Here is an 18,566-nt window from a genome sequence, read left to right as displayed (position 1 = left end):
TCACTTGCCCCCGCCGGTCAGGATCTGCAGCGGCGCGAGGCCACGCTGCACGCTTGAGTTGACCATGTTCGAGATACCGTTACCCGACCCCGTACCGCGCCCGCCCGCCAAGTTGGGGAGCTGGTTCTGGTTGCCGAGGTTGCCCCCCAGGTTGTTGGTTTGTTGGGTGATCATGTTGCTGATGCCTGCACCACTGCTGATGCTGGCGAAGTCGCCATCGCTCAGCTCGCTGGTTTGCTTGAGCACGTGAGCTGAAGGGTTGGCATTGATGGTGGTAGGGCTCGGGTCTGGGATCAGAGGGGGGATGGTCGCGTTGCGCACTTGCACATCGCGCTTGATGATGATGATCCCCTTGTCCGCCTGAGCCGTCAGGCTTAGTGACCCCAGTACACAACCCACCAGTAATAGGTGATAGAGGCGATTGTCACTTTTCCTCACGACGGCAACTCCTTCTTTGAGCGCTGGCCCTGTTCAGCGATGCGTACCACAGAGCAGAAGGTGTGCCGCTTTTTAGAATCCTTTTCGGATCAGATAGTTAGCGCTGAGGGCTGACAAAATGCGGCGCATGCTGTCTCAGGCGTGAAACAGCTTGCCGTGATCGTTGCCGGCAAAGGCAGCGGTGGCCTTGAGTGGAAGGGTTTTTGCAGAGTGTGTTTCATGAGCGTGACACTGGCCCCAGGTCGGGGGAAAGCCCCGCAATTTCGGGGGCTTTGCCCCGCCGGGTTGTGTCAGAGGCTTAACACTCGGCAGGGCATGATGGCTCATCGCCGCTAAGTAGCGTAGCAACCGCCTGCAAGGCCACCAATTGGCGCTGCGGCCAATTGCCATCCAGTATTTGGTGCGGTTGGTTGTGCCGCTTCAGCCAAGCCAGGCTGTCCTCGAAAAAGCCTTGACGATCGCTGAGGTCGGGTTGGCAACGCTGGCCATCAGCAATCCAGTCCACCCCTTGCGGGCTGAGCAACAGGTGCAGGTCATAACGCCGTGCCAGCAGTGCTTCTTCCAGCCAGGTTGGGCAATCGTCGAATAGCGCGTGGCTCCAGAGCATGTTGCTCAGCAGGTGGGTGTCCAGAATTAGCAGCGGTGGCGCCTGCTCGCGGGCACGGTCCTCCCATGCCAGTTGCCCACGGGCGATGGCGGGAATATCGGCGTAGCAGGTGTCACGGCATTGCTGGTCGATGAAATGGCGCACGTACTCGCCCACCACCACGCCACCAAAATGTGCCTGGATCACCCCGCTAAGCCAGCTTTTGCCACTGGATTCAGGGCCGCACAGTACCAGCACTTTCATTGATTGCTGCGCACTCATGGCTGTACAAGCGCCGGGTCGCGGCGCCATTCCAGCCAGCCGCGTACAGCAATCAGGGTGAGCACGGCGAAGAAGCCTGCGGTGAAATACAGCTGCTGATGCAGGTATTGGCCCACATAGATAATGTCGACCACGACCCACAGTGGCCAGCACTGCAGGCGTTTCTGCGCCATCCACAGTTGCGCCACCAGGCTGAAGCCGGTCAGGGTGGCATCCAGCCAGGGCAGGGCGGCATCGGTCCAGTTGGCCATGGCCGCGCCCAGGGTTGCGCTCAGCAGCGCCCCGGCGGCCAGCCCGGTGAGCAGTGCCGGGCGTTGCAGACGGGAGACCTGGCGGGCGTCCTCAACGTGGTCGGGGCGTTTCCATTGCCACCAGCCGTACAGTTGCAGGATGGCGTAGGCCAGTTGCAGCAACATGCCCGAATACAGCTTTACCTCGTAGAACAGCCAGCCATAGATCAGCACCATGACCAGGCCGATCGGCCAGCACCAGGCGTTCTGCTTGACCGTGAGCCAGACAGCGGTTACGCCGAGGACGGCGGCAATGAGTTCAAGGCCGGACATCGGCGATCCTTGGAGGCTACGGGGGAGGGGCGCGATTGTAGCGGGTCGGCCGCGGAAGGTGTAGGGCGCAGCGGTGGGATGCCCCTTGGTAGGAGCGGGTTCACCCGCGAACACCGGCAGCGCCGGTGCCATCCACCGCGTTGCTTCCTTCGCGGGCATGCCCGCTCCCACAGGTGCGCAGGCTTCAAGGTCACTCGATACCTGCAAGAGCAGGCATGCCCGCCCACCAAGGGCTTGTTCTCAGACCCGGAACTGCCGCAACAACTGCTCCAACTCTTCGCTCAATCGCCCCAGCGCCGCCCCGGCATCGCTGGACTGACGGGCCGCATCGGCGGTCTGCTGCGACAACCCGGCGGTATCCAGCACATTGCGGTTGATCTCTTCGACCACATGCGACTGCTGCAAGGTGGCGCTGGCGATGGAGGCATTCAATGCGGTGAGGTTGTTCAGCACCTGGTTGATGGCGTCCAGGCTGGCGCCGGCCTCGCGTGCCTGTTCGACGGTCTGGCGCGATGCCTCGCTGCTGGTGTCTATGGCCTTGACTGCAGCGTCCGACTGGCTCTGCAGGTGCTCGATCATGGTATGAATCTCGGCCGTCGATTGCGCTGTACGCTGGGCCAGCAGTCGCACCTCGTCGGCGACCACGGCAAAGCCTCGGCCTTGCTCGCCGGCCCGTGCCGCCTCGATGGCAGCATTCAGCGCCAGCAGGTTGGTCTGTTCGGCAATGGAACGAATCACGTCCAGCACACCACCAATGCGCGTGCTGTGCCCGGCCAGGTCGCGAATCACCTGTACGGCCTGATCGATGGTCAGCGACAGGCGGTCGATCTGCGCCAGGCTGCCGTGGATGGCCTGCTGACCGTGGGTCACCTGTTGTTGTGCCGTACGCATCTCTCCGGCGGCCTGTTCTGCAGTCTTGGCCACGTCCTGCACGGCGTAGGTCACCTCATTGACTGCAGTGGCCACCTGGTCCATCTGTAGCGATTGCTGGGCGCTGTGCTGTTGGGCGGCACCCGCGTTGTCACCGACGTGCCCGGCGGATTGGGCCAACGCGTGGGCCGCGCCTTGCAGTTGGCCGACTACGCCTTGCAGTTTGCCGTTGAAACGGTTGAAGTGCTCGCCCAGGTGGGTGATCTCGTCGCGGCCATGGGTGTCCAGGCGCCGGGTGAGGTCGCTTTCTCCGCTGGCAATGTTGCCCATCGCCTGCACCGCTTCATGCAGCGGGCGGGCTATGCTGCGGGCAATCAGCATGACCACCAGCGCCATCAGCAGGGCAATGCCCACGCCAACCAGCGAAGCGTCGCGCAACTGGCGAGCGAATTCGGCCTGCACGTCATCCACATACACGCCTGAACCGATGATCCAACCCCACGGCTTGAACAGCTGAATATAGGAAGTCTTGGCTACCGGCTCACTGGCGCCGGGCTTGGGCCAGCGATAGTTGACCGGGCCGGCGCCCTGCTGACGGGCAAGGGCGACCATTTCGTTGAACACGGCGAAACCATCGGGATCGCGAATGGCTGAAAGGTCCTGGCCGTCGAGCTTGGGGTTGGCCGGATGCATGATCATCTTCGGCCCCAGGTCGTTGATCCAGAAATAGTCGTCATGGTCGTAGCGCAGCGCGCGCACCACTTGCAGCGCCTGTTGCTGGGCGGTTTCGCGGCTGAGCGTGCCGGCAGCTTCCAGGCCTTGGTAATAGGCCAACACACCCGCGGCGGTCTGCACCACATGGCGGGTTTTCTCCGCCTTGGCCTGGTAAAGGTCACCATGGATCTGCCGCAGCATCAGCAGGCCCAGGACCACCAGCATGGCCACCGCTACCACAAGGATCAGCCACAGGCGCCGACTGATTGACATCGATCTCAGAGTGTTCATCCATCAGCTCCCGCATTGTTCTTTTTATTGAGGTGCATCGAAGCATGCTTTGCAGCGAGCCCCCACTCGACTAATGGCTAAGTGCTATGTTGGTGATAGTCTGCAACAGGTCGTTAAAGCGATTGCCAAGGGGCTCTGTCAGGATTTCGGCCGCGCAAGATGAAACCTTTAACAGGCGTGAACTTTTCCACTGGCGTTGCGCCCAACAGTCGCTGTAAAACAGCCGGGCCGTGTAAGGCAATCTCAAGCGAATCAAGAATAAGGGGCCTGCGACAAGCAGCGCTCCATCCGGGGGAATGATGGATTTTTGGACTGCCTTCCAGGCAATCATCTTAGGCGTGGTCGAAGGGCTGACGGAGTTTCTGCCGATCTCCAGTACCGGCCACCAGATTATCGTCGCCGACCTGATCGGTTTTGGCGGCGAACGGGCCATGGCTTTCAACATCATCATTCAGCTGGCGGCGATCCTGGCGGTGGTGTGGGAGTTTCGCAGCAAGATATTCGAAGTGGTCTTCGGCCTGACCCGTCAGCCCACGGCGCGCCGCTTTACGGGCAACCTGCTGTTGGCGTTCATGCCGGCGGTGGTGCTGGGTGTCCTGTTCGCCGACCTTATTCACGAATACCTGTTCAACCCCGTCACCGTGGCGGCGGCACTGGTGGTGGGGGGCATCATCATGCTCTGGGCCGAGCGCCGTGAGCACCGCGTGCAGGTGGACCATGTGGACGACATGCGCTGGAGCCATGCACTGAAAATCGGCTTCATCCAGTGCCTGGCGATGATCCCGGGCACGTCGCGCTCCGGTTCGACCATCATCGGTGGCCTGCTGTTCGGCCTGTCGCGCAAGGCAGCGACCGAGTTCTCGTTCTTTCTGGCAATGCCGACCATGGTCGGTGCGGCGGTGTATTCGGGCTATAAGTACCGCGACTTGTTCCAGCCCGGCGATCTGCCGGTGTTCGCGCTCGGCTTCGTGACCTCGTTCATCTTTGCCATGATTGCCGTACGGGCATTGCTCAAGTTCATTGCCAACCATAGCTACGCGGCATTTGCCTGGTATCGCATTGTGTTCGGCCTGTTCATTCTGGCGACCTGGCAGTTTGGTTGGGTCGACTGGTCCACGGCGCATGGCTGAGGCGCTGCGTGGGCAACGGGCTGAAGGTGTGCGCAATGTGCACCTGAAGCTGCTGGTGTTGGGCGTGCTTTGCCTGTTGCCCGGCTTGGGGGCGGCGCGCATGGCCTGGAACGATCAGACCTGGTGGCCGTTGGCGTTGTACCCGGCCATGAGCCTGATCAGCCTGTTGCTGTATTGGCAGGACAAGCAGCAGGCACGTACGCGGGCCTGGCGTACACCCGAGAAAGTGCTGCATGCCAGTGAATTGCTCGGTGGTTGGCCGGGGGCGCTGTTGGCACAGCAGCTGTTTCGGCACAAGACCCGCAAGGTTTCGTTCCAATTGGTGTGCTGGGGGATTGTGCTGGTGCACCAGGTGTTCTGGGCAGACTGGCTGTTTCTTGACGGGCGTTATCTGCCCTTTGGTTGATGTGCAGTTGTACCGGCCTCTTCGCGGGTAAAGCCGCGAACGGGCCGGCACAGCTAGATCACATGACCAACCCCACTTGCAACCGCTTGGGCAACCGACGCACTACCAGCTGGTGCGACCGCTGCAACACGTCACACAGTTCATCACGCCCCATCGGGTAGGGTGGCGTCATGCTGACCCACCGCGCCCGCGCCAGGTACGGAGCTGGCCGTATCCCCGGGCGATCGCAATAACCCAGAAACAGCTCGTCGGCCACCTTGAACGATAACCCGGCACCCGCCAGGTCGAGCACCGCGAACATCTTGTTTTCTGCCACCGAAAACACTCGGATGCCGCCCCATTTGTAGTCTTCCCGCGAACCTGGCAGGCTCAGGCAAAACGCCGCTACCTGGGCTTCGCTCATTTTTCGTTCAGACATACCGCTCTCCACAAGCCTCGAATGACGCCGCCAGGTGATCGATCCACACCCGGACCGCAGGCAGCAAGCCACGCCGGTGTGGGTAAACTGCCTGCAGGTAGCCACCCGGCAGCGACCAGTCTGGCAGCAGGCGCACCAGTTCGCCGCGTTCCAGTTCCTCTTCACAGAACATGCTGGGCAGCGCAGTGAACCCCAGGCCGGCACGTACAGCAGCGTTACGTACTACGAAATCATCGATCGCCAGGCGCGGTTCCAGCGCTATTTCCTGCTGCTTGCCATGGGGGCCGAACAGGCGGAAGTGTACCAGCCGGTCTGCTTCGGCTGCGCCCAGCACGGGCAATGATGCCAACTCGCCCGGTTCGCGAATGTGGTCGGCAAAGCCGGGCGCGGCTACCAGTTGCATTTGTGCCTGGCGCAGGCGGCGGGTAACCAGGGCCGGATCTTCGTCGCCCAGGTCGCGTACGCGCAACGCTACGTCAATGCCTTCGGAAATCAGGTCGACCCGGCGGTTGAGCAATACCATGTCCAGTTGCACCAGCGGGTACTGCTCAAGAAAGCGGCTGATCACATCCGGCAGGAAGGCGTGTGCCAGTGCCACCGGGCAGGATACCCGTAAACGCCCGCGCGGCTCACTGCTCATGCTGGCCACGGTTTCGTCAGCGGCTTCGGCCTCCAGCAGCATGGCCTGACAATGATGCAAGTAACGTTCACCCACTGCGGTGAGCTTGAGTTGCCGTGTGGTGCGCTGCAACAGACGTGTGCCCAGGCGCTCTTCAAGCTCGGCGATACGCCGCGACAGGCGCGACTTGGGGATGCCCAGCTGGCGCCCGGCGGCGGCAAATCCGCCAGCTTCGACGACGCGCGCGAAGTAGAAGAGGTCGTTGAGGTCTTGCATGGGAATGTCTCACTGTTCCATCTGTGGGACAAACTAACGCATTTTTGCTTACTTATCAGCTATTGATCACTTCGGTAGGATCTTCCCCATCGTGATCGCCCACAGATGCGGTCTTCAATCACAGGAGAGTCCCATGAAACTGTTGCACATCGATTCGAGCATCCTGGGCGACAATTCCGCCTCGCGCCAGTTGAGCCGCGAAGTGGTCGAAGCCTGGAAGGCTGCAGACCCAAGCGTTGAAGTGATTTACCGCGACCTGGCTGCCGATGCCATCGCCCACTTCTCCGCCGCCACCCTTGTGGCTGCAGGCACCCCTGAAGACGTACGCGACGCGGCCCAGGCTTTCGAAGCCAAGCTGAGCGCCGAGACGCTCGAAGAGTTCCTGGCTGCCGATGCCGTGGTGATTGGTGCGCCAATGTACAACTTCACCGTGCCGACCCAGCTAAAAGCCTGGATTGACCGCGTGGCCGTCGCCGGCAAGACCTTCCGCTACACCGAAGCCGGCCCGCAAGGCCTGTGCGGCAACAAGAAAGTGGTGCTGGTTTCCACCGCGGGTGGCCTGCACGCTGGCCAGCCGACTGGTGCCGGGCACGAAGACTTCCTGAAAGTGTTCCTGGGCTTCATCGGTGTTACCGACCTTGAAATCGTCCGGGCCCATGGCCTGGCCTATGGCCCGGAGCAGCGCAGCCAGGCGATCGATGCTGCACAGGCGCAGATCGCCAACGAGCTGTTTGCTGCTGCCTGATCAAGGGAATGCGGTGGATCGCAAGAGTGGCCCCTGTCGAGGCACAAGGCCACTCCAACCTGTAGAAGAGTGACTCAGACCACCGGGATAAGCGGATCAGCTGCCGCCAAGGCCGCTTCCCGGTCAGCCGCTGGCGGATAAATCCACACTGAATTGATCTGGCGCTTCAGCGCCTTGGCTTCGGCCTTGTCCTCCGGTGGTGAAACCTCACGGTCCCATCCTTCGGTATAAACCGCACCCCAGGCCCCCAGGTCCAGGCACGTCACGTACTTGGGCTGGCTGTAAGCCACTGGTGCTACGCCAAGCAAATCGGCTGCGGCATTGTTGCCCGCATGGCGCCCCAGCGGAATCGCGTGCTGGCACGACATCACGGCATGATTGCCAAGCGCGTCACAGGTGGCGTAAGCCACATCTCCAGCTGCATACACGGCCTCATTGCCCTTGACCTTCAGGTTGCCATCGACATGCAAGCGGCCGCGGTTGTCGCGCTCGCCGCTGATTTGTTCGGTGAGCGGGTTGGCCTTGAAGCCAACCGTCCATACCACCGTGCTGGTGTCGATACGCTGGCCGTTGTCCAGCTGCACTCCGGCAGGGTCTGCCGAAACCACCGTGGCACCGCAAACCCACTCTACGCCCAGGGCCTCGCATGCCTGCTCGATGGCCGGTCGGATGCCGTCACCCAGGGCTGCACCAATGTTTGCGCCGCGGTCGATTACCACTACGCGCAAACTGACGTCTTCACCCAGTATCGCGCGCAAGCGGGCCGGCAGTTCGGTGGCCGTCTCGATGCCGGTAAAACCGCCCCCGGCTACCACCACGGTGTTGCGTGCCGGCATGTTCGGCAGGCTGGCCAGTGACTTCAGGTGGGTTTCCAGGCGTGCAGCGCTGTCGAGCGTGTCGACATCGAAGACATGCTCGATGCCGACCATGTCAGGGCGATCGAGCACACTGCCGCAGGCCATGATCAGGCGGTCGTAGGGCAGGGCGCAGCGAGTGCCGCTGCGGGTGCGGTAGCCCACGCGACGGGCTGCCTCATCAATGTGGAATGCCGTGCCCTGCACGAAGCGGACATTGACAGCGTCGAACAGCGCCTGCAGTGGTGCGGCCATGGTATGCACGTCTGGCTCGTAGAAGCGCGGACGCACAGACAGTTCAGCCTGGGGCGCGAGCAAGGTGACCTCGACGTCCTTGCTGCCGTTGAGGTCAAGCTGGCGGATGGCGCTGAGCGCGCTCCACAGGCCGGCAAAGCCCGCACCAATGATCAGGATCTGCTTCATGGTTGTGCTCCTTTGAAGTTCGGTGGACAAGGTAGACCTTATTGCCGGTCAACGGTGTTACCAGTGCTTGCTGGAGTGCTTCAGAATGTTGGCGGCGTGATCACCCAGATCACCACGGCATCCACTTCACCGGGGTTGCCGTAGCGGTGTGGTTCCTGGCTCGGGAAGCTGAAGCTGTCGCCTTCACTCAGCTGGAAATGCCGCTCGCCTACCCACAGCTCAAACGTGCCGCTGAGGAGGTAGCCGGCTTCTTCACCGTCGTGGCTGTAACTTTGCTGGCTGTAGGTTCCCGGAGGGAAACGGGAGTGCAGCATCTCCAACTGGCGGTTGGGCTGGGGGGTGAGCAGTTGATCGACGATGCCGTCTTCATAATGCACGCTCAGGCGGCTGTTGCGCCGCACCACATAGCCTTGGTCTTCGGGCGCGGTGGTGGCCTCGCTGGCGAAGAACCACTGGATGGTCACGCCCAGGCTGCGGGCGATGTTGAACAGCGCCGGGATCGACGGATAGGACAGGTTGCGCTCCAGCTGGCTGATGTAGCCTGCGGTCAGTTCACTGTGTGCGGCCAGCTCCGCCAGGGTCATGCCGCGGCGCTTGCGCAGGCCGCGGATGCGGGTGCCGAGGAACTGCGGCGCGGCGCCCCCGGGTTCGCTGGCGGGAGGCTGGGAGGGTTGGCTCATGCGCGTCGGTCCATCGCAAAAGCCGCAGTATGTACAGCCTCAGAGCGACCAGGCAACCGTCAGACCATCGTGAATCGCTTCTTCGGCCGTGCGCGGCGCCAGGCAGTCGCCAATCCGCCGGACGTCCACCACACCTGCCAGTTCGGTGGCCAGGCGGTCTTGCGGTTGATGCCCCATGCACAGCACCAGGGTGTCGATGCCTTCGAAGATCATCGGATCGCCGCTGGCGGTGTGCTGCAGGTACACCGTGTTGTCGTCGCTGCCATACAGGCGTGCGTATGGTGTGACAGGGATACCCAGGCGATGCAGCTCGCCGGCCAGTTGGTCACGTACATAAAGCGGCAGGCTCTCGCCGCAATGAGTGCCATTGACCGCCAACTGTACCTGATGGCCTTCACGCACCAGGCGTTCGGCGATACCGGGGCCGATCCAGTCACAGCGCCAGTCGATCACCAGCACCGAACGCCCCGGTTTCACCTCATTGCGCAGCACTTGCCAGGCGTCCACTACCTGAAGCTCGCCGGTACGTTCGAACGCGGGCCAGTAGGGGGTGGCGCCGGTAGCAGCGATGACCAGATCAGGGCGCTCACGTTCGACCAGTGCGCGGTCGACCCGGGTGTTGCGCACCACTTCTACCCCCGCCAGGGCCATTTCCCGTTGCAGGTTGGTGCTGGCCCCCCCGAACTCGCTGCGCCGTGGCAGCAGTTGGGCGAGCAGCACCTGCCCACCGAGCTGCGGGCCCGCCTCGTACAGCGTGACCTGGTGCCCGCGCGCGGCAGCCACGGCGGCGGCTTTCATGCCGGCAGGCCCGCCGCCGGCGACCATTATGCGTTTGGGCGAGGAAGTGGGCGTAAGGTGCCCGTACTGTAACTCTCGGCCGGTTTCCGGGCGCTGGATGCAGGAAATGGCCAAGCCGCGATGGAAATGGCCGATGCATGCCTGGTTGCAAGCGATGCAGGCGCGCACGTCTTCAACCTGGCCGCGTTCGGTCTTGACTGGCATCAACGGGTCGCAGATCAGCGCCCGGGTCATGCCGCACACATCAGCCTGACCGCGGGCCAGGATCAGCTCGGCTTCCTGGGGCTGGTTGATGCGCCCGGTGACGAACAGGGGGATGGCCAGCTGCTGCCTGAAGGTGCCAGCCTCGCGGGCCAGGTACGCCGGTTCGATGGCCATCGGTGGCACGATATGGACCGCGCCACCCAGCGAGGCCGAGGTACCGGCGACGATATGCAGGTAGTCGAGCTGGCCCTGCAAGGCCACGGCAGCAGCCAGTGACTCGTCCTCACTCAGGCCCTGGCTGTCGCGCTCGTCAGCGCTGATGCGCAGGCCGATGATGAACTGCTCATCGGTGGCGGCGCGCACTGCGGCCAGCACTTCGCGCAAGAACCTCAGGCGCTGATCCAGGTCACCGTTGTAGCCATCACTGCGTACGTTCACCCGCGGGTTGAGAAACTGCGCGGGCAGGTAACCATGACTGGCCACCACCTCGACGCCATCCAGCCCGGCCTGGTGCAGGCGGCGGGCGGCGCTGGCGTAGCCCTGGACGATTTCGTCGATCATTGCCTGGTCCAGCGCACGCGGCATCACCCGGAAGCGCTCATTGGGCACCGCAGAGGCCGAGTAGGCTACCGCCAACAGGCCGTCTGCCGACTCCATGATCTCCCGCCCGGGGTGAAACAGTTGCGACAGCACCACGGTGCCGTGCGCGTGGCAGGCCTCGGCAAGCTGGCGGTAGCCGGCGATGCAGGCATCGTCAGTGGCCATCAGCACATGCGAGGTGTAGCGGGCACTGTCGTGCACCCCGGTGACCTGCAGCACGATCAGGCCGACGCCGCCGGCAGCGCGGTCGCGCTGGTAGGCGATCAGTTTGTCGTTGACCAGGTTGTCGGTGGGCAGGCAGGTGTCGTGCCCGGTGGACATGATGCGGTTCTTCAAGCGTTTGCCGCGGATCTGCAAGGGCTCGAACAGGTGAGGGAAGGCGGTCTGCATCAGGCGGCTCCGGTACGGGTTTGTTATTTTTTCTTATAAAAGTGTAGCGATAGTAAAAAATCAACTTGTTTTTTTACTAGTGTCTGTCTAGGTTTTCCTCACTCGCGTGGCGAGGGTGTGACCTCAGAACAACAAGAAAACGGGCCCGTCGGGCACCGGAAGGAGGAAGCTACGATGCAGCTATTTCCACGAATGACCGGCCTTTGCGCAGCCTTGCTGGCCCTTGGCCTGGGCAATGCGCAAGCTGCGCAGCAGATGGTTGTGGTCGGTTATGGCGGCGCAGGCCAGAAGGCCCAGGATGAGGCGATCTTCAAACCCTTCAGTGACCAGGACGGCAGTCAGTTGATTCAGAGTGAATACAACGGCGAAATGGCACGTATCCAGGTCATGGCTGACACCGGCCACGTCGATTGGGACGTGGTGCAGATCGAAGGCCCTGACTTGATGCGCGGCTGCGACGAGGGAATATACGAGCATCTGGACTGGCAGCGCCTGGGCCATGCAGACGAACTGATCCCGGCAGCCGCACAGGATTGTGGGTCGGCCGCGCTGGTCTGGAGCGTGGCTATTGCCTATGACCGCAACAAGCTCGCCCAGGCGCCGGCCTCGTGGGCCGATTTCTGGGACATCAACAAGTACCCTGGCAAGCGTGGCCTGCGCAAGCGTGCGGTGTACAACCTGGAATTCGCGCTGTTGGCTGACGGGGTCAAGGTCGAGGACGTTTACCGGGTACTGTCTACGCCGGCGGGTGTCGAACGGGCCTTCGCCAAACTCAGCGAACTCAAGCCCCATATCCAGTGGTGGGACGCCGGCGCTCAACCCGCGCAATGGCTGGCAGCCGGTGACGTGGTGATGACCTCCACCTACAGCGGACGAATTGCGGTGGCGGCGCAGCAGGGCAGCCCGTTGGCCGTGGTATGGCCTGGCAGCCTGTACGGTATGGACTATTGGGCGATCATCAAAGGCTCGCGGCATGTCGACCAGGCCAAGCGGCTGATTGCCTATGCCAATCAGCCGGATACCCAGGTGCGGTATGTGCAGCAGATACCCTATGGGCCGACCAATACCCAGGCCGCAGCCAGGCTTGACCCGTCCCTGGCCAATTGGGTACCCACGTCACCACAGAACCTGCAAGGGGCGCTGGCCATGAACGTGGAATTCTGGGTCGACCATGGCGAAGAATTGGAGCAACGCTTCAACGCCTGGGCCAGCAAATAGCGTTCAGTTAAGGGGCAACAAGATGACTGCAACGGAACAAAGCCTGCGTCGGGAGTTGGCTGCCTGCTACCGGCTGATCGCACATTTTCGCATGAGTGATCTCATCTTCACGCATATCTCCTTGCGCTTGCCTGGGCCGGAGCACCATTTCCTGATCAACCCGTATGGCCTGCTCTTCGATGAGATCACCGCTTCCAGTCTGGTGAAGATCGACCTGCAAGGGCGGCCGGTGGGGGCTGCCCGTCACCCAGTCAACCCAGCCGGGTTCGTCATTCACAGTGCCATTCACGCTGCCCGCGAGGATGCCCAGTGCGTGCTGCACACCCACACCCGCGCAGGTTGCGCGGTGGCCGCACTGGAATGTGGCCTGCTGCCGGTCAGCCAGATGTCCATGGAGTTTTACGGCAATGTGGCTTACCACGCCTACGAGGGCATCGCGCTGGACATGGATGAACAGCAACGGCTGGTGGCCGACCTGGGCAACAAGCCGGTGATGATACTGCGCAACCATGGGCTGTTGACCACGGGGCGCAGTGTGGCTGAAGCCTTCCTGCGCATGTACTACCTGGAGAAGGCTTGCGAGATCCAGTTGGCGGCGCAGCGTGCTGGGCAACTGATTTTCCCGTCGACTGATGTGTGCAGTCGTACCGAACGGCAGTTCAACGCGCCGGGGAGCGGCTTGAAGCAGGGGGAACTGACCGACCCGGATGCGCTGCAATTGGCGTGGGCGGCGTTGTTGCGAATGCTGGAGAAGGTGGCGCCTGGTTATCAGGATTGAACCTGTGCTTGCTGATTTGGTTGCGTAGATGTCCAGCCAGATAGCGGGCGGACGGAACAGTCACTGTAGTGCAACCATTGGTTTCAACTGTGCTGGTCCCTTTGTGTGGAATACCTTTATGCTGTAACGAAATATGTCTAAAAAGCCTGCAGAAGGAAGTCGCAATGCCACTCAAGGACCTGCTTATCGCCCTGGTGGTGATTGTCGCCTGGGGAGTCAACTTTGTGGTCATCAAGGTTGGCCTCGACGGGCTGCCACCGATGTTGCTGGGGGCATTGCGTTTCTTGTTGGTGGCGTTCCCGGCGATCTTGCTGGTCAGGCGGCCCAAACTGCCGTGGCGCTGGCTGATCGCTTACGGTGCGACCATTTCACTGGGCCAGTTCGCGTTCCTGTTTCAGGCCATGTACAGCGGCATGCCGCCAGGGTTGGCTTCGTTGATCCTGCAGTCGCAAGCCTTCTTCACCCTCGGTTTTGCAGCGTTGTTTCTCGGTGAGCGGCTGCGCCTTGCCAGCGTGCTGGGGCTACTGGTGGCGGCCAGTGGCCTGGCGCTGATCGGCAGCGAAGACGGCGGCCATGTGCCCATGCTGGCGCTGGTGCTGACGCTGTGTGGCGGCGCAATGTGGGGCCTGGGCAACATCATTACCCGACGGTTTGGCTCGGTCGACCTGGTCGCGTTGGTGATCTGGGGCGGGCTGATACCGCCACTGCCATTTCTGGCACTGTCCTGGTGGCTGGAAGGCCCCGAGCGCATTGGCCATGCCTTGGCCAATATCAGTTGGAGTTCGGTGCTGGCCCTGGCGTATCTGGCCTTTGTGGCCACCATGCTCGGCTACAGCCTGTGGAGCAAGTTGCTGTCGCGCCACCCGGCAGGCAAGGTGGCGCCGTTCTCGCTGCTGGTACCGGTGATTGGCCTGAGTTCGTCGGCTTTGCTGCTGGGAGAGCGCCTGACCGCTACGCAGGGCTGGGGTGCATTGCTGGTGATGGTCGGCCTGCTGGTGAATGTGTTTGGTGCGCGCATCGGTCAGCGTTTGCGGGCAGCCAACGCGTAAGGCGCTTCAATCTGCTGAGCTGCGCTCTGTTAGAATCGGCCTCTTTTTGCCAGGCCAACGGAGCGCATCCATGATCATTTCCACCACCAGCCAGCTCGAAGGCCGCCCGATTGCCGAATACCTGGGCGTGGTCAGTTCCGAATCGGTGCAGGGCATCAACTTCGTGCGCGATTTCTTTACACGGTTTCGCGACTTCTTCGGCGGCCGTTCGCAAACCCTGGAAAGCGCGTTGCGCGAGGCCCGGGAGCAGGCCACGGAAGAACTCAAGGCCCGGGCACGACAGTTGCAAGCCGATGCGGTAGTGGGGGTGGACTTTGAGATCAGCATGCCGTCGGTACAGGGCGGCATGGTCGTGGTATTTGCCACCGGTACGGCAGTACGCCTGAAGTAAAGCCTGCGGCCATTGGTCGGCTACAAGGTTCTTGTCCGGTCGGTCCGCAAATGACCAGCTAGTCTCACTCTCACAGGCCGCGTTTCCTGGGCAACTTGTCTGGTTGCCGACGCGACCGCCACCGGAGGGAGACTGGGCATGAGCGAATCCTTTTTCGAAGACCTGAACGATGCGTTCCCGATCAACAGCCAGGTGCGTTGCGGCCAGGCGGCATTTCGCCTGGGTTTCGCCCACATGACGCTGGATGATTCCGAACAGCTCCAGCCTGCACATTTGCAGCGCAGCAAAAAAGGCCGCTTCATGCCGCGGGTACCGATCAAGAAGTGATCCCGCGTCTGCACACGCCCCCCGCCCAACGGCGGGGTTTTTATTGCCATTCGTTGATCCGCCTCATGGTATTGCCCGGTAGCGCTCGCCGGATGGCCCGGCCTGTGGTTTTCTGACGCGGCATTCCAGCGACGGAGGATTGAATGCTCATGCGAGTCAGGGAAGAAACCTATTGGCAGTGGGCCGACGCACAGTTGCACAGCCGCTGCCACGACGAAGCACTCAGCGACGGCACCACACTGGACGTGCAGGTGCGCTTGTCGCGCCTGGGGGCGACGCAGCTGTTTCTGGGGTTGTACGCCGGGAATGGGCGGGCGTTGCTGGAAGAGTATTACCCTGCGCTGCCGGGCGAGACCATGACCCGTGCGCTGGTGTGGGGTGTCGACCGCGCCCGGGCGATGGCAACGGGCGCCTTGCCTTTGCCGGAAACCCGCTTGCAGCGGCGCCAGGCATGAAAAAGCCCGGCCTGTGCGGGCCGGGCTCTGGTAAGGGTACGAACCCTCAATTCAGCGGTTCGATCACCTTGACTGCCTGCTGCTCACGGGCAGCGGGCCATTCTTGTTGCAGGGTCTGCAGCACGCGGCTGACGAATTCGGTGTCGGCGGCGGCTTTCTTGCCGACGTAGCCTTGGCCACGGCGGTAGACCTTGAAGCGGGCACGCATGCTGGGCAGGTGCTCTTCAAATTCATCTTCGACGGTGTTCGGTGGCAGGCGGTCGAGGCGCACTTCACCGGTTTGGCTAACCCACAGCAGATGGTCGTCAAGGCTGTCCTTGCGCACGGCGAACAGCTGGGCCAATTGGTCGATAGTCGGATTGTTGTTCAAGTTCATCATAAAGCCCCCATTACCCATTCATAGGTGATTTTCACAGTTGGCGCTATCACGGTGTAGCGCACTACCAAGGCTGCTACAGCAGCATCGCAACAGGGGCTTTCTCACGCTGCCTTTTGGACAGTTTCCCTCTCCACGGACGGCCTGCGTTACCGCGCAGGCCGTCTGGAACACCCTTGCCACCGCTCCCGATCGGGGAGACGGCTTCATCATGCCCAAGCGCGATGAACGGCGTCAACCGTTTTGTAGTGATTTTTTTTGCTCACTACATTCTGTCGTTTTGTCCGACAATCACCGCTGGCGTTACAAGCCGGAAAGGATGTCGAAGGCGGCTTGCACCCGCGCTTGGTTGGGGTAATTCCGATTGGCCAGCAACACGACTGCCAGTTGTTCTGCCGGCACGAACGCGGCGTACGCGCCGAAGCCATTGGTGGAGCCAGTCTTGTTGTACCAGGCTGCCGGTAGCGCGGGCAGGGCCGGTTGCAAGCGAGTGGTTGCCTGCGGTTCACGGATCAGCAGCGAGCTGTTGCCATCGATCAGAGTGCGCAGCGTGGCCGGGTAGGGGTAGCGTTCCCAGCCCAGTCCTTGCGTCATGGCGCCAACCTGGAAATAGCCTTGCTGGGTAATGGCGGTGGCTTTCACCAGGGCCGGTGGCAGGCCCTGCGGCTGCATGTGCAGCCGCACATAGCGCAGCAGGTCGCTGGCGCTGGTTTTGATGCCGTATGCCTCGTCGGCGTAAGGCCCGGGCCCCACACGCACCGGCTTGTCGGCGGCGTCATACCCTTGGGCATAAAGCCCCTGGGCGCTGGCCGGAACCTGAAGGTAGGTATTCTTCAGGCCCATCTTCGCCAGCAGGCCTTCAGTCATCAGCGTGGAAAACGGTTGGTGCTGCGCCCGGGCGGCCAGGTCACCGAACAAACCCAGGCTGGGGTTCGAGTAGCAGCGCTGGGTGCCGGGTTTGGCGCGAGGTTGCCAGTGGCGGAAGAAATCGACGACCTGTTGCGGCGATTGCACAGTGTCGGGGAACTGCAGTGGCAGGCAGTCGGCGCTATAGGCGCCCAGTTCCAGCACGGTCGCGTCGCCGATGGGGACACCGGCCAGTGCCGGGTGATAGCGCTTGGCCGGGGCGTCGAGGTCAAGTTTGCCCTCGGCGCTGGCAAGTGCGGCCAGGGTGGCAGTGTAGGTCTTGCTCAGCGAACCGATCTCGAACAGCGTATCGCGGCTGACCGGTACATTGTCGGCCTTGCTGGCCAAGCCGTAGCTGAAGTAATGCGCATGGTCGCGTGCATAGATGGCCACAGCCATGCCGGTAATGCCTTGTTCCTGCATGAGCGGGCGGATGATCTGGTCGACCTTGGCCTGTAACTGGTCGTCGGCCTGGGCGCTGGCATGGCCCAAAGCAAAGGTAATGGCGGCTGCAAGTGCAGCCAGACGTGGGCGGAGCATGGCGAGTCCTTGTTGTGGAACGTGTCCGTTGAGCGATACCACTCGGGGTTCCGGCGTTAGCGACGGAGAGCCAGAGACCTTATCGTCTGCCCAGCCACAATGACAAGATGGATACAGTGATGAAGTATTTGCGCATGTTATTTGACAATTTCACCTTGGCCTTGCTCGGGGTGGTACTCATCGCCACCGTGCTGCCTTGCTCGGGCGATGGCGCGGTGTATTTCGGCTGGCTGACCAACCTGGCCATCGGCCTGTTGTTCTTCCTGCATGGCGCCAAACTGTCGCGTGAAGCCATCATTGCCGGTGCCGGGCACTGGCGCCTGCACCTACTGGTGTTCTCCTGTACTTTCGTACTGTTCCCGCTGCTGGGCCTGGCGTTCAAACCTTTGTTCGTACCGCTGGTGGGTAACGAGCTTTACCTGGGCGTCCTGTACCTGTGTGCCTTGCCTGCGACCGTGCAGTCGGCCATTGCCTTTACCTCGCTGGCCCGCGGTAACGTGCCGGCGGCCATCTGCAGCGCGGCGGCCTCCAGCCTGCTGGGTATCTTCCTCACACCGTTGCTGGTGATGTTGCTGCTGGGTGCCAGTGGTGATACAGGTTCCGGCCTGGATGCGGTGTTGAAGATCACTTTGCAGTTGCTAGTGCCATTCGTTGCCGGGCAGATCGCGCGGCGCTGGATCGGTGCCTGGGTCAAGCGCAATGCACGCTGGCTCAAGGTGGTGGACCAGGGTTCGATCCTGCTGGTGGTGTACACCGCCTTCAGTGAGGCCGTGGTTACCGGGCTGTGGCATACCGTATCGCCGCAGCACCTGGCGGGGTTGTTCGTGGTGTGCGCGATTCTGCTGGCAGTGGTGCTGTTCGGCACACGCATGCTTGGCAAGGCCCTGGGCTTCGACCTCGAGGATCGCATCACCATCCTGTTTGCCGGCTCCAAGAAAAGCCTGGCTACTGGTGTGCCCATGGCCCAGGTGTTGTTCGTGGGCAGTGGCATTGGCGCGATGATCCTGCCGCTGATGCTGTTCCACCAGATACAACTGATGGTGTGTGCTGTGCTGGCGCAGCGTTATGCCAGCCGTGAGCAGGCGGTGGAGGCTTCGGCGGTGTCTTGAGCGCCTTTACGTTCCCATGTAGATGCTGTGTTGGTGGTCAAGCTTTTCTGCGGTGCTGAGAGCTGAAAAGCTTGGTCGTACAAAGGGTTGCTACCCGCGAAGAGGCCAGGGCTGCTGGCCAATCTCCACC

Annotated in this window: 21 protein-coding genes; 10 read left to right on the top strand and 11 right to left on the bottom strand. The window is 62.0% G+C overall.

The genetic code is table 11. The features are described from left to right. The 4 genes from ACF8EF_RS19635 to mcpP all read right to left on the bottom strand — a co-directional run bounded on the left by ACF8EF_RS19635 (nucleotide 1) and on the right by mcpP (nucleotide 3,744). Nucleotides 1-438 (bottom strand): hypothetical protein, encoded by a 438-nt coding sequence (locus ACF8EF_RS19635; RefSeq protein WP_176684009.1) that lies wholly within the window; start codon nucleotides 436-438, stop codon nucleotides 1-3. A 298-nt stretch (nucleotides 439-736) separates the two neighbouring features. Beyond that, nucleotides 737-1,306 carry an AAA family ATPase gene (locus ACF8EF_RS19630; RefSeq protein ID WP_392462359.1) on the bottom strand — a complete coding sequence of 190 codons (570 nt, stop codon included), beginning with the start codon at nucleotides 1,304-1,306 and terminating at the stop codon, nucleotides 737-739. Then, the gene (gene pnuC, locus ACF8EF_RS19625) at nucleotides 1,303-1,869 is read right to left on the bottom strand and encodes a nicotinamide riboside transporter PnuC (RefSeq protein WP_176684007.1); all 567 of its coding nucleotides are present in this window, start codon (nucleotides 1,867-1,869) and stop codon (nucleotides 1,303-1,305) included. The genes ACF8EF_RS19630 and pnuC overlap by 4 nt, the downstream gene beginning before the upstream one ends. 240 nt (nucleotides 1,870-2,109) lie before the next feature. Further along, nucleotides 2,110-3,744 carry a methyl-accepting chemotaxis protein McpP gene (gene mcpP / locus ACF8EF_RS19620; protein ID WP_176684006.1) on the bottom strand — a complete coding sequence of 545 codons (1,635 nt, stop codon included), beginning with the start codon at nucleotides 3,742-3,744 and terminating at the stop codon, nucleotides 2,110-2,112. A gap of 299 nt (nucleotides 3,745-4,043) precedes the next feature. Here mcpP and ACF8EF_RS19615 point away from each other — a divergent pair, with 299 nt between their 5' ends. Next, complete coding sequence (locus tag ACF8EF_RS19615) at nucleotides 4,044-4,874, top strand: undecaprenyl-diphosphate phosphatase (RefSeq protein WP_176684005.1); 831 nt, start codon at nucleotides 4,044-4,046, stop codon at nucleotides 4,872-4,874. Beyond that, complete coding sequence (locus tag ACF8EF_RS19610; protein ID WP_392462357.1) at nucleotides 4,867-5,280, top strand: DUF1294 domain-containing protein; 414 nt, start codon at nucleotides 4,867-4,869, stop codon at nucleotides 5,278-5,280. Before ACF8EF_RS19615 ends, ACF8EF_RS19610 begins: the two co-directional genes overlap by 8 nt. 58 nt (nucleotides 5,281-5,338) lie before the next feature. Here ACF8EF_RS19610 and ACF8EF_RS19605 read toward each other — a convergent pair whose 3' ends face one another. Both ACF8EF_RS19605 and ACF8EF_RS19600 read right to left on the bottom strand, forming a co-directional pair. Beyond that, nucleotides 5,339-5,698 carry an MmcQ/YjbR family DNA-binding protein gene (locus ACF8EF_RS19605; protein ID WP_392462355.1) on the bottom strand — a complete coding sequence of 120 codons (360 nt, stop codon included), beginning with the start codon at nucleotides 5,696-5,698 and terminating at the stop codon, nucleotides 5,339-5,341. Further along, nucleotides 5,691-6,593 (bottom strand): LysR substrate-binding domain-containing protein, encoded by a 903-nt coding sequence (locus ACF8EF_RS19600; RefSeq protein ID WP_003253907.1) that lies wholly within the window; start codon nucleotides 6,591-6,593, stop codon nucleotides 5,691-5,693. The genes ACF8EF_RS19605 and ACF8EF_RS19600 overlap by 8 nt, the downstream gene beginning before the upstream one ends. A gap of 133 nt (nucleotides 6,594-6,726) precedes the next feature. Here ACF8EF_RS19600 and ACF8EF_RS19595 point away from each other — a divergent pair, with 133 nt between their 5' ends. Beyond that, nucleotides 6,727-7,338 carry an FMN-dependent NADH-azoreductase gene (locus tag ACF8EF_RS19595; protein ID WP_392462353.1) on the top strand — a complete coding sequence of 204 codons (612 nt, stop codon included), beginning with the start codon at nucleotides 6,727-6,729 and terminating at the stop codon, nucleotides 7,336-7,338. Between the two features lie 74 nt (nucleotides 7,339-7,412). Here ACF8EF_RS19595 and ACF8EF_RS19590 read toward each other — a convergent pair whose 3' ends face one another. The 3 genes from ACF8EF_RS19590 to ACF8EF_RS19580 form a co-directional block, all read right to left on the bottom strand. After that, the gene (locus tag ACF8EF_RS19590) at nucleotides 7,413-8,615 is read right to left on the bottom strand and encodes an NAD(P)/FAD-dependent oxidoreductase (protein WP_392462351.1); all 1,203 of its coding nucleotides are present in this window, start codon (nucleotides 8,613-8,615) and stop codon (nucleotides 7,413-7,415) included. A gap of 80 nt (nucleotides 8,616-8,695) precedes the next feature. Next, entirely contained in the window at nucleotides 8,696-9,295 is a 600-nt protein-coding gene (locus tag ACF8EF_RS19585; RefSeq protein ID WP_176684000.1) for a helix-turn-helix domain-containing protein, read from the bottom strand. Between the two features lie 39 nt (nucleotides 9,296-9,334). Next, nucleotides 9,335-11,287: an FAD-dependent oxidoreductase gene (locus tag ACF8EF_RS19580; RefSeq protein ID WP_392462349.1), complete on the bottom strand. Its 1,953-nt coding sequence runs from the start codon at nucleotides 11,285-11,287 to the stop codon at nucleotides 9,335-9,337. 174 nt (nucleotides 11,288-11,461) lie between these two features. On the opposite strand from ACF8EF_RS19580, the gene ACF8EF_RS19575 reads away from it, so the two are divergent. From ACF8EF_RS19575 to ACF8EF_RS19550, 6 genes are all read left to right on the top strand, one after another. After that, a complete protein-coding gene (locus ACF8EF_RS19575; protein ID WP_176683998.1) occupies nucleotides 11,462-12,505 on the top strand; it encodes an ABC transporter substrate-binding protein in 1,044 nt (347 codons plus the stop codon). Further along, nucleotides 12,459-13,283 (top strand): class II aldolase/adducin family protein, encoded by an 825-nt coding sequence (locus ACF8EF_RS19570; RefSeq protein WP_392462347.1) that lies wholly within the window; start codon nucleotides 12,459-12,461, stop codon nucleotides 13,281-13,283. Before ACF8EF_RS19575 ends, ACF8EF_RS19570 begins: the two co-directional genes overlap by 47 nt. A gap of 164 nt (nucleotides 13,284-13,447) precedes the next feature. Then, a complete protein-coding gene (locus ACF8EF_RS19565) occupies nucleotides 13,448-14,332 on the top strand; it encodes an EamA family transporter (protein ID WP_392462344.1) in 885 nt (294 codons plus the stop codon). Between the two features lie 70 nt (nucleotides 14,333-14,402). After that, a complete protein-coding gene (locus tag ACF8EF_RS19560) occupies nucleotides 14,403-14,723 on the top strand; it encodes a YbjQ family protein (protein ID WP_003253898.1) in 321 nt (106 codons plus the stop codon). 138 nt (nucleotides 14,724-14,861) lie between these two features. After that, nucleotides 14,862-15,050: a hypothetical protein gene (locus tag ACF8EF_RS19555; RefSeq protein WP_021782365.1), complete on the top strand. Its 189-nt coding sequence runs from the start codon at nucleotides 14,862-14,864 to the stop codon at nucleotides 15,048-15,050. 143 nt (nucleotides 15,051-15,193) lie between these two features. Next, on the top strand, nucleotides 15,194-15,505 hold the full coding sequence (locus ACF8EF_RS19550) for a hypothetical protein (protein ID WP_176683996.1): 312 nt from the start codon (nucleotides 15,194-15,196) through the stop codon (nucleotides 15,503-15,505). A 46-nt stretch (nucleotides 15,506-15,551) separates the two neighbouring features. Here the strand turns inward: ACF8EF_RS19550 and ACF8EF_RS19545 are convergent, their stop codons facing one another. Next, nucleotides 15,552-15,884: a hypothetical protein gene (locus ACF8EF_RS19545; protein WP_392462342.1), complete on the bottom strand. Its 333-nt coding sequence runs from the start codon at nucleotides 15,882-15,884 to the stop codon at nucleotides 15,552-15,554. 300 nt (nucleotides 15,885-16,184) lie between these two features. Next, nucleotides 16,185-17,327, bottom strand: a complete 1,143-nt coding sequence (gene ampC / locus ACF8EF_RS19540) for a class C beta-lactamase (protein WP_392462340.1) — start codon at nucleotides 17,325-17,327, stop codon at nucleotides 16,185-16,187. A gap of 107 nt (nucleotides 17,328-17,434) precedes the next feature. Between ampC and ACF8EF_RS19535 the strand changes: the two genes are divergently transcribed. After that, a complete protein-coding gene (locus ACF8EF_RS19535) occupies nucleotides 17,435-18,436 on the top strand; it encodes a bile acid:sodium symporter family protein (RefSeq protein WP_176683994.1) in 1,002 nt (333 codons plus the stop codon). Nucleotides 18,437-18,566 lie beyond the last annotated feature (130 nt).

Source organism: Pseudomonas sp. zjy_15, from assembly GCF_043101865.1.
Taxonomy (GTDB): domain Bacteria; phylum Pseudomonadota; class Gammaproteobacteria; order Pseudomonadales; family Pseudomonadaceae; genus Aquipseudomonas; species Aquipseudomonas putida_Y.
Note: the sequence above shows the minus strand (reverse complement) of the source record. Positions and strands in the feature narration are given on the sequence as shown.

Excerpts from the sequence above, each read along its gene's own strand:
- ACF8EF_RS19630 (WP_392462359.1), bottom strand. The coding sequence starts at position 1,306 with ATGAGTGCGCAGCAATCAATGAAAGTGCTGGTACTGTGCGGCCCTGAA.
- pnuC (WP_176684007.1), bottom strand. The coding sequence starts at position 1,869 with ATGTCCGGCCTTGAACTCATTGCCGCCGTCCTCGGCGTAACCGCTGTC.
- mcpP (WP_176684006.1), bottom strand. The coding sequence starts at position 3,744 with ATGAACACTCTGAGATCGATGTCAATCAGTCGGCGCCTGTGGCTGATC.
- ACF8EF_RS19615 (WP_176684005.1), top strand. The coding sequence starts at position 4,044 with ATGGATTTTTGGACTGCCTTCCAGGCAATCATCTTAGGCGTGGTCGAA.
- ACF8EF_RS19610 (WP_392462357.1), top strand. The coding sequence starts at position 4,867 with ATGGCTGAGGCGCTGCGTGGGCAACGGGCTGAAGGTGTGCGCAATGTG.
- ACF8EF_RS19605 (WP_392462355.1), bottom strand. The coding sequence starts at position 5,698 with ATGTCTGAACGAAAAATGAGCGAAGCCCAGGTAGCGGCGTTTTGCCTG.
- ACF8EF_RS19600 (WP_003253907.1), bottom strand. The coding sequence starts at position 6,593 with ATGCAAGACCTCAACGACCTCTTCTACTTCGCGCGCGTCGTCGAAGCT.
- ACF8EF_RS19595 (WP_392462353.1), top strand. The coding sequence starts at position 6,727 with ATGAAACTGTTGCACATCGATTCGAGCATCCTGGGCGACAATTCCGCC.
- ACF8EF_RS19590 (WP_392462351.1), bottom strand. The coding sequence starts at position 8,615 with ATGAAGCAGATCCTGATCATTGGTGCGGGCTTTGCCGGCCTGTGGAGC.
- ACF8EF_RS19585 (WP_176684000.1), bottom strand. The coding sequence starts at position 9,295 with ATGAGCCAACCCTCCCAGCCTCCCGCCAGCGAACCCGGGGGCGCCGCG.
- ACF8EF_RS19580 (WP_392462349.1), bottom strand. The coding sequence starts at position 11,287 with ATGCAGACCGCCTTCCCTCACCTGTTCGAGCCCTTGCAGATCCGCGGC.
- ACF8EF_RS19575 (WP_176683998.1), top strand. The coding sequence starts at position 11,462 with ATGCAGCTATTTCCACGAATGACCGGCCTTTGCGCAGCCTTGCTGGCC.
- ACF8EF_RS19570 (WP_392462347.1), top strand. The coding sequence starts at position 12,459 with ATGGCGAAGAATTGGAGCAACGCTTCAACGCCTGGGCCAGCAAATAGC.
- ACF8EF_RS19565 (WP_392462344.1), top strand. The coding sequence starts at position 13,448 with ATGCCACTCAAGGACCTGCTTATCGCCCTGGTGGTGATTGTCGCCTGG.
- ACF8EF_RS19560 (WP_003253898.1), top strand. The coding sequence starts at position 14,403 with ATGATCATTTCCACCACCAGCCAGCTCGAAGGCCGCCCGATTGCCGAA.
- ACF8EF_RS19555 (WP_021782365.1), top strand. The coding sequence starts at position 14,862 with ATGAGCGAATCCTTTTTCGAAGACCTGAACGATGCGTTCCCGATCAAC.
- ACF8EF_RS19550 (WP_176683996.1), top strand. The coding sequence starts at position 15,194 with ATGCTCATGCGAGTCAGGGAAGAAACCTATTGGCAGTGGGCCGACGCA.
- ACF8EF_RS19545 (WP_392462342.1), bottom strand. The coding sequence starts at position 15,884 with ATGATGAACTTGAACAACAATCCGACTATCGACCAATTGGCCCAGCTG.
- ampC (WP_392462340.1), bottom strand. The coding sequence starts at position 17,327 with ATGCTCCGCCCACGTCTGGCTGCACTTGCAGCCGCCATTACCTTTGCT.
- ACF8EF_RS19535 (WP_176683994.1), top strand. The coding sequence starts at position 17,435 with ATGGATACAGTGATGAAGTATTTGCGCATGTTATTTGACAATTTCACC.